This is a genomic window from Silvanigrella sp. (genome assembly GCF_044369315.1).
GTDB lineage: Bacteria > Bdellovibrionota_B > Oligoflexia > Silvanigrellales > Silvanigrellaceae > Silvanigrella.
In genome coordinates this window covers 1-8,799 of sequence record NZ_JBIPMD010000134.1, presented here as the reverse complement: position 1 = coordinate 8,799, position 8,799 = coordinate 1, and the positions used below count along the sequence as shown (strand labels likewise).

Here is an 8,799-nt window from a genome sequence, read left to right as displayed (position 1 = left end):
AACGGCATCCAAAGTCCGTTCAACAAAGGGCTTGCTTGTCCATGTTTTCGGAAGATTTTCTGCATGCCTTTTTAAGTACATATTCTTTTTCTAAAAACACATTCTCAACTCTTAACTGGCATTATTAAATAATTTGTTATTGGTTTATTTCTGCGGTCCATATATTTTCTTTAAAATTAATATTTAAATTAAATGAAATTTTATCAATACGAATACTTATCCTTGAAGTAGAGGTAGAATTATCCGCTTTAAAAACCAATGCGCATCGACTACCTGAATTGAGAGTTTTTATTCTTGATATAATATAATTATCTTCAGCATCATTATCGACACATTGGAAATTACCTTCATAATGTATATCGTTACTATCCTTTGTTCGTTGTTGAAGACTTAACTTTTTTAAATCAGTCAAATTAATTTCATTAATTATAACCGAGCCTTCAGTTCGTGAATTATCACGGATTTGAAGTCTTGCAAATTGAGGATCATCTAAAGATGTAAATGATATTTCAATATCATTAAAAACAGAGGTATAAATGGAGGTAAAAATAGCGGTATCTTTTGCCTTTTCAAATAGATGTAGTGAAAAATTATCAGCATTCATTTTACCAGTAATAAATTTATGATCATTAGGGTCGTTTTGATTTACATAATTTCCGAATATTTTTTTAGAATACTTATTTTTAATTTTAAAAGGAGAATTTTTATTTTGTGGATTGTAATCAATATTATTTATATTAAAACTTTTTATCCTTAATTCACAATTATATCTAACACCAATAGGAAAATCAATTGTCTCATTTCCGTCTTTTGTAAATTTTTGATCTATTGTATAAGAACTACCATCACTATAAATAAGACGAGGGCAGTGTAATTGTGTGTTTACTTCCCAGTTTCCTAAAGTAGAATCGTTATTTCCCGAGTTTCTTGTATTGAATGAGAATTTAGTGAAAACAATGCCTGAGATTAAATTAGGTGTTCTTTCTTGATTTTTGCATCCTGATAATGAAAGGGAAAGATATAAAAAAATAATTGGAGAAGACAATATGATTCCAAAAGCTTTCAACATTAAAATTTTCATTCCTTTCCCTTTTTATTTTTTAATTAGATTTCGGAATTTTAATTACTCGGTATGAGTTACCAATAGAAGTTACATTTGCTAGAACAATATATTGATCATTACCCTTGAGATCCTTCCAGTTATCTCTATCCCCAAGAGTAATATCAGAACAATCTTTTGAACCAGTAGCAGCATTATAAGCATTATTTACTCCATTGTAAGTGCTCATAACAGGTTTAAATGTGGTAATTGAGCCGGATGGAGTAAGATCCTTTTTATCTGTAATAATTTTACATCCTGTTGTATTATCGCCGGTTGTTGGCCAGGTTGTGTTACCTCTAATTATTTTTGAAAGGGTATGGTTAATATTAGGACTTGCATTATTATTTACCTTAAAACTATTTTTAATCAGTCTTAATGAAAGTGGATTTGGCAATTTTACTTCATTAAACTTAAATTCTTTTTGAGTGGTACTTAATTCATTCCAAGTTGATAAAGCTTCAGATGCAAAGTCTAGTAAAACAAGTGTTAAAGGATCGCTCTCACTTGTTTTTACTCCATTTAAGTATTTTTTTATGTTAGAATCAGTTGTTTTAGTATATTCACCGTGAGTTAGAGCTCTTGAAACAGTATTAGCTTTATCATATAATAAAGTTAATGCGGTTGAACTATTATAATCTTGGGTATTAGATGTGGCATCTGTATAATTAAATCTATTAATTTTAATAGTGCAATCTTCTCCATTTACAACTTCAAATTTTGAATCAACATTAGTAATAGAATATATGCTAGTATCAGAACCACAAACTACTTCAGCTTCAACTGTATATGTATTAATAGCAGTTGCACTATGATTTAAGGAAAGATTTGTTCTAACTTGCTTTTTTGCTTTTGGAGAGCTTTCTCCGCCACGTGAGCAACTATTAAGCATCACAACAGCAAGACTCATTCCAATTGACAAAGCATTTTTATAAATCATTAAAACTCCTAAATAATAACAAACAAAACAATTTTAAAATATAAGTAAACTATTTGTTTTTTAATAAAAACCATAACCGCATTCTTGTGGTTAGGAAGTTTTAAATAATTCGTCAACCAATGAATTTTATATTTTTAAAAATATATCATCTTAATCATTGAAAAATTATATATAAATTAGGATATTATGTCTTATTTTTGAATAATATTGCTATATTGGTAAGAAATCATAATAATAAAATAGTGCTTGTAGAGATGTTTTAGAAAGTTTAATTAAATGTAATAATGATGTTAAAGAGCTAAATTACTCCCAATTAGGTATTTTACTTTTGAATTTGTAACGACCTTATCTAAGCATTTAAAATAGTCTTTTTCTCTTATTTTAATGAATAAAATAGAGGATTCATTCACAAATTTTTATCGTTCATCTTTTTAATTATCGATAATCTTCTATATCATGTCTATTCTTGAGAAGATTTCAACCGAATTAAAAAACAATATGCCACACCTCATGTACCTAAAATTGCATAATAATTTAATAGGCAGTAATATGATTGCGTATAAAGTTACAAATCATGTAGAGGAGAACACTTTGCAAAACAATGATAAATGTCCTTATTCAAGTGGTTTTCGTAAAAACACAATCTTAGGAACACAAACCAATGCAGATTGGTGGCCTAATCAATTAAACATAAATATATTGCATCAACATTCAAAATTATCGAACCCTATGGATCCTCAATTTAATTATGCGCAAGAATTTAAAAGTTTGAAATTAAATGCGGTAATTAAAGATCTTCATGCGCTAATGAAAGATTCTCAGGAGTGGTGGCCAGCAGATTATGGTCATTATGGCCCGTTTTTTATACGAATGGCTTGGCATAGTGCAGGAACGTATCGAATAGCAGATGGTCGTGGTGGTGCGGGTTCTGGGACACAACGTTTTGCTCCTTTAAATAGTTGGCCCGATAATGGCAATCTCGATAAGGCGCGCCGTTTGCTTTGGCCTATCAAGCAAAAATATGGCTGTAAAATTTCATGGGCCGATTTAATGATTCTTGCAGGAAATATTGCTCTTGAATCTATGGGGTTTAAAACTTTTGGTTTTGCGGGTGGCCGTGAAGATGTTTGGGAACCAGGTGAAGATATTTTTTGGGGAGCAGAAGGAAAATGGCTTGGTGATGAGCGTTATAAAGGCAATCGACAATTAGATAATCCTTTGGCTGCAGTTCAAATGGGTCTTATTTATGTCAATCCAGAAGGACCAAATGGCAATCCAGATCCTAAGGGTTCTGCTCGTGACATTCGAGAAACTTTTGCAAGAATGGCAATGAATGATGAAGAAACCGTTGCACTTGTAGCAGGTGGACATACGTTTGGAAAAACCCATGGAGCAGCCGATCCAAGTAAATATATGGGTCCTGAGCCAGAAGGTGCAGAAATTGAAGAACAAGGACTCGGATGGAAAAATACTTTCGGCACCGGAAAAGGCGCTCATACAATTACAAGTGGTCTTGAGGGAGCTTGGACGGCAACTCCTATAAAATGGGATAATTCTTATTTTGAAACCTTATTTGGATTCGAGTGGGAATTAACAAAAAGCCCTGCGGGAGCGCATCAATGGATTCCTAAAGGGCAATCGGGAGCAAATACGGTTCCAGATGCACATATTCCAGGAAAATTTCACAAACCCATGATGAGCACGGCAGACATGGCTATGCGCATGGATCCTGTTTATGAAAAAATATCTCGTCGATTTATGGCAAATCCAAAAGAGTTAGCAAATGCATTTGCGCGCGCTTGGTTTAAGTTAACGCATCGAGATATGGGCCCCGTAGCTCGCTATCTAGGACCATTAGTTCCAAAAGAAGAACTCATATGGCAAGATCCAATTCCAAAGTTAAATCACAAATTGATTGCTGAGAAAGAGATTAAAGCGTTTAAAGCAAAAATATTAAAATCGGGTCTTACTATATCTCAATTAATTTCAACAGCTTGGGCATCTGCTTCCACATTTCGCGGCAGTGATAAACGCGGAGGTGCAAATGGAGGGCGCATTCGTTTGGCACCGCAAAAAGATTGGGAAGTAAACCAACCTGAAGAGCTTGCCAAAATTCTTGAGAAATTTGAAAAAATTCAAAAAGATTTTAATAGCAAACAAAGAGGCAAAACAAGAATTTCTCTTGCCGATTTGATTGTTTTAGGTGGTTGTGCTGCTGTTGAAGTTGCCGCAAAAAAAGCAGGACATGTTGTTAAAGTTCCCTTTACACCAGGACGTATGGATGCTTTGCAAAGCCAGACAGATAAAGAATCTTTTTCTGTACTTGAGCCTACATCCGATGCTTTTCGTAACTATATTCGCAAAGGACAAGAACAAGCAGCGGCTGAACTTTTAGTAGATCGTGCCAATCTTTTAACTCTTACTGCTCCAGAAATGACTGTTTTAATTGGTGGCATGCGCGTTTTAAATACCAATTATGGCAATACCAAACATGGTATTTTTACGAATAAACCAGGAGCATTAACAAACGATTTTTTTGTTAACTTGCTTGATATGAATACCAAGTGGCAAAAGTCAACTGGTTCTAAAGGAGTATTTGAAGGGCGAGATCGCGCTAAAGGAAATTTAAAATGGACTGCTACCGTTGCTGATCTTATTTTTGGATCAAATTCTCAACTCAGAGCATTAGCAGAAGTATATGCTAGTAGTGATTCTAAGAAAAAATTTGTGCTAGATTTTATTGCTGCTTGGAATAAGGTAATGAATTTAGATATCATAAAGACTAAAAAATAAACAAATTACTTTTTTTGTTTCCTTATTTCCTTGTAGAATTCATATGTTCCTCTTTTATAAGATGACAGAAAAGCAAAATTAAAATTATAATTAAAAAACTTATTAAAAAATAGAATTATATTTATGATTTAAAAATAAAAATCGAATATGAGATATTGGTATAATATTTTCTCACATTATATAGCTCCTTTTTGAATTCTAAGTAGAGCAAATCTTTTTGTTCGAAAAATAATATTATGAAAGGATTTTATAATATGGGTGATTTTGAGGCATTAAATTTATCAACATCTCAGCAAATCGAAAATAGTTCACAAGAAGCTTATTTGAAGAAAATGGGAAACAACCTCATTTCGCAAATAAAAAAATCATATGAAACTCATAAAATGATAAATATGAGAATGAATGTTAATAGTTTTGATATTTATGAAAAAAATGTATTATTTTATTATTTGAATTCAAGATATTTTGGATTCATAGATAATAGTTTAGCCAACCATATTCTTTATTCATTGAGTTTATTAAAAAATGATTTTCCAAATATTTTTGAAATTTTAGTGGATCCTACATTAATTATTAAAAAACATTTATTTGAAAGTTTTTTAATTTACTGTAAAAATTATAAATCAACATCAAGAGTGAATAATTGGACAAATGTAAGAGAAATTTTGATTCATGGAAAGAATAAATTTAACGAAATTCAAAATATGATATCACAAAATGATATTTGGATTGTTCGTTCTCAATTTAGAAAAACTCTTCCACAAAAAGATTTTTATCGAGCTCTTGGTTTAAATGATGAAAATGCATTTCCAGTAAGTTTAATGTCTGCTGTAATTCGAAATATTAAAAATATAGAATATCCAAAGATAGATCTATTAGAGTATTTTAAAAAAAATAAACATTTTAATAATTTTAATTTTTTAAAATCGAGCGCAACTATAAATAATATTGTAAATCTCTTTGATCAAAGAAAAAAAGAATATATTTTAAATGATGCAAAAAGAAAAGCGGCATTAAAATCTATTTTTAGTCCACAACTAAAAAATGAATTTTTTGATATTGTTTCCTCTTATTTTAAAACAATAGATTCTATTTTATCAAATTCTACAGATAAAATTTTTTTGCACAATTATATTATGCCTATTTCGGTAATTGCAAATTTCCGTGTTTCTCCTGCATTTAATAATAGTAAGTTATTATTTTTATTGAGTGGTATTTTACCATCTAAAGAAAGCAATGACTTTAATTATTCTTTTTTCTTATCTCCCGGAAAAAAAATTTCATGGATGAAAGATACCTTAAAAGAATTAGGGCTTGATCCCCAATTTTTAAATTCCAATTTGAGATTTAAAGCAATGGATGAATTAAAAAAACTCGATCCGTTGCAGTCTATTAGTCAATTTAGACAAGTTTCCATGTCGGTTGCTTCTACTTCGGAACAATCTGGTCAATCTTTTTCCTATTTTAAACTTTACCGAATGCGACTAACGGAACTCGATTATTTTAGTGAAGCACAAACAAATAAAATGAACTTTGAAACAGAAAATTTTGAAAGATTAAAAGGCTCCTTAGAAGATTTCGTGCTTGGACCTATTTGCAAAGATATGATAGCAGAGTCAAGGTTTTTTTCATTTGATAAAGAAAACAGGGGAGAAAAATATGATCTTTACGCTAAGGTAATAAGGCGAAGAAATCCTGAGCTTCATAAAAATTATACTGAACTTACAAGTAATGGTGTTTTAAAAAGAACTTCATTAGAAGCGGATTATGAAAGATCGGCAAAAAGAAAATTTACAAATCAGGATTTAAAATATTTTGAAGAATTAATTCAAAGAGAGGAATAATATTATTTAAAAATAGGAATGATTATATTAATTCTAATCTCTCTTGAGGTGTTGTGTTTTTTAAAACATTTGAAGAAATTCTTAAAAATTCTTCATTTAACTCTAACTTATTTCCAAGCCAAATTGGATAAATAAGATGATCCGCATACATATCTTTTGTATTTGGATGAATTAATATATTTAAATTTTGTCGATTTAGCATTAACCATGGTACAAAAGTATGAAATGTTTCTATACTAAAATCAGCCTCAAACATAGGTACAGGGTGTGGTCCAACTGGTCTTTCAAATAAATTTGAAACGATAATATTTTGAAAACGGTTTGAAATTAATTGCGCTAGTTCTTTAGCAGTCTCAAAACCATTATGCATTTCGTAGTAAACATGGGCATGGTAACTATCAATTTCATCTATTGACATTTCTTTTTTTATTGTCATAAATTCCCTATTTTCTGTAGTTTAACGAAACACGATTTAGGTGAAAATTTAATAATGCTCAATGTAAATTTTAAAATAAAATTAGTCAATTCACAATTTAAGAATATTTTTTTAGTTAATTTATTAAATTTTTTAAATATTAATAAATTAACAAGGTATAAAAAAAGAAAGAGAATAAAATAAAATTTATTCTCTTTCGCAAATTGTTAATCCAAAAAAATTTTAAATAATAGTAAGCTTAACTTGAACATTGTTTCTTGTTGCATTTGAATATGGACAAACAATATGGGCTTTTTCAACAATGTCTTTTACTTTTGCTACTTCTAAATTTGGAACATGAATTTTTAATTCAACTTCAATTCCAAATCCATTTGGAATGGGTCCAATGCCAACAATGCCTTCGATTGTTGTATCAGCGGATAATTGAATTTTTTCTAGACCAGAAACGTGCCTCATAGCGCCTAAAAAGCAAGCGCTGTAGCCCATTGCAAATAGCTGCTCTGGATTTGTTCCTTCTCCGCCTGGTCCACCTAGTTCTTTTGGAACAGATAGATTGAATTTTACTTTACCGTCTACAGTTTCTGTTTTGCCATCACGACCGCCTGTAGCTTTCGCACTTGTTGAATATAAAACCTTCTCTAACATAAAACCTCCAATTGTATCGCGTTATATTATATCTTTCACGATATAAAATGTTAAAAAAATCAAACTCTTCTTTTCAGCAATGCCGTTCTTAACTTTGCCAGTCCCTGCATCAAGTGATTCATTTCCTCTTTCGTGAGATTGCTACTATTCCCTAGCTCCGCTGGAATGTGGCTAACCTTATCCTTAAGGTTTCTCCCCTTTTCCGTTAAGGTGATATTGACTTGTCTTTCGTCCGTAATTTCACGCTTTCTTTCGATAAATTGCAAAGACTCTAACCTTTTTAGCAGCGGTGTAATTGTGCTTGTCTCAAGATAAAGACTATTACAAATTTTCGAAACGGTTTGAGGTTCCTTTTCCCATAGTACAAGCATTACCAGGTACTGTGGATAGGTTATGCCTAATTCTTTCAAGAGCTTCTGATAAGCTTTATTAAAGCTTAATGAAGTTGAATACACTAAAAAACAAAGCTGTTGGTCAAGAATCAAGGACACATCACTCTCCCTTAATATCATAATACATCGCTTACGATTATATTGCAAGCAATTATTTAGGATTTTTATATTCCTATTGAATTTAATTGTTTAATCATATTGGTGCAAATCCAAAAAGCTCCATAAATTCAATGAAATTTGAATTAATTTTTTACTTAATAATTACTTTTGACATTTAACTTAAAACCACTAAAAGTCGATAATCAAACCACATAAAGTTTTTCCAATAATCTATTTTAGTATTTTGAGGTAATTTAACAGCATGAAGGTTCTTGCCATTGATGATAGCAAATTAGCTTTGAGTCAAGTTGAGAGATTGATTAAAGATATTATTCCAAATGTGGAAATGTTAAAATTTCAAGATCCAAAAGAAGGAATAGAAATAGCTAAAATACAATTTTCTGAAATCGATTTTATTCTTGTGGATGTGTCCTCCCAATAAGTGCATTTTACAAACACAATGAATGGAATTAAATTTTTTATAGAGAGTGGTTTTTGATTTTGTTGATAGTATCAAGATAATTCCAAGGTAACCAATCTTTTGGGTTTTG

Annotated in this window: 8 protein-coding genes; 3 read left to right on the top strand and 5 right to left on the bottom strand. The window is 30.7% G+C overall.

Annotated features, from left to right (window positions below; all coding sequences use genetic code 11):
* Positions 1 to 136 precede the first annotated feature (136 nt).
* Positions 137 to 1,081 carry a hypothetical protein gene (locus tag ACIQ56_RS11060; RefSeq protein WP_397601118.1) on the bottom strand — a complete coding sequence of 315 codons (945 nt, stop codon included), beginning with the start codon at positions 1,079 to 1,081 and terminating at the stop codon, positions 137 to 139.
* 19 nt (positions 1,082 to 1,100) lie between these two features.
* Positions 1,101 to 2,039, bottom strand: coding sequence for a hypothetical protein (locus ACIQ56_RS11055; protein WP_397601117.1), 939 nt, complete (start codon positions 2,037 to 2,039; stop codon positions 1,101 to 1,103).
* Positions 2,040 to 2,588: 549 nt separating this feature from the next.
* Between ACIQ56_RS11055 and katG the strand changes: the two genes are divergently transcribed.
* Both katG and ACIQ56_RS11045 read left to right on the top strand, forming a co-directional pair.
* Complete coding sequence (gene katG / locus ACIQ56_RS11050) at positions 2,589 to 4,832, top strand: catalase/peroxidase HPI (protein ID WP_397601116.1); 2,244 nt, start codon at positions 2,589 to 2,591, stop codon at positions 4,830 to 4,832.
* Positions 4,833 to 5,086: 254 nt separating this feature from the next.
* Positions 5,087 to 6,676, top strand: a complete 1,590-nt coding sequence (locus ACIQ56_RS11045; RefSeq protein WP_397601115.1) for a hypothetical protein — start codon at positions 5,087 to 5,089, stop codon at positions 6,674 to 6,676.
* 22 nt (positions 6,677 to 6,698) lie between these two features.
* Here the strand turns inward: ACIQ56_RS11045 and ACIQ56_RS11040 are convergent, their stop codons facing one another.
* The 3 genes from ACIQ56_RS11040 to ACIQ56_RS11030 form a co-directional block, all read right to left on the bottom strand.
* Positions 6,699 to 7,112 carry a DOPA 4,5-dioxygenase family protein gene (locus ACIQ56_RS11040; RefSeq protein ID WP_397601114.1) on the bottom strand — a complete coding sequence of 138 codons (414 nt, stop codon included), beginning with the start codon at positions 7,110 to 7,112 and terminating at the stop codon, positions 6,699 to 6,701.
* A gap of 222 nt (positions 7,113 to 7,334) precedes the next feature.
* On the bottom strand, positions 7,335 to 7,757 hold the full coding sequence (locus ACIQ56_RS11035) for an organic hydroperoxide resistance protein (RefSeq protein ID WP_397601113.1): 423 nt from the start codon (positions 7,755 to 7,757) through the stop codon (positions 7,335 to 7,337).
* A 59-nt stretch (positions 7,758 to 7,816) separates the two neighbouring features.
* Positions 7,817 to 8,269: a MarR family winged helix-turn-helix transcriptional regulator gene (locus tag ACIQ56_RS11030; protein ID WP_397601112.1), complete on the bottom strand. Its 453-nt coding sequence runs from the start codon at positions 8,267 to 8,269 to the stop codon at positions 7,817 to 7,819.
* Between the two features lie 241 nt (positions 8,270 to 8,510).
* On the opposite strand from ACIQ56_RS11030, the gene ACIQ56_RS11025 reads away from it, so the two are divergent.
* Positions 8,511 to 8,690 (top strand): hypothetical protein, encoded by a 180-nt coding sequence (locus ACIQ56_RS11025; protein ID WP_397601111.1) that lies wholly within the window; start codon positions 8,511 to 8,513, stop codon positions 8,688 to 8,690.
* Positions 8,691 to 8,799: the final 109 nt, after the last annotated feature.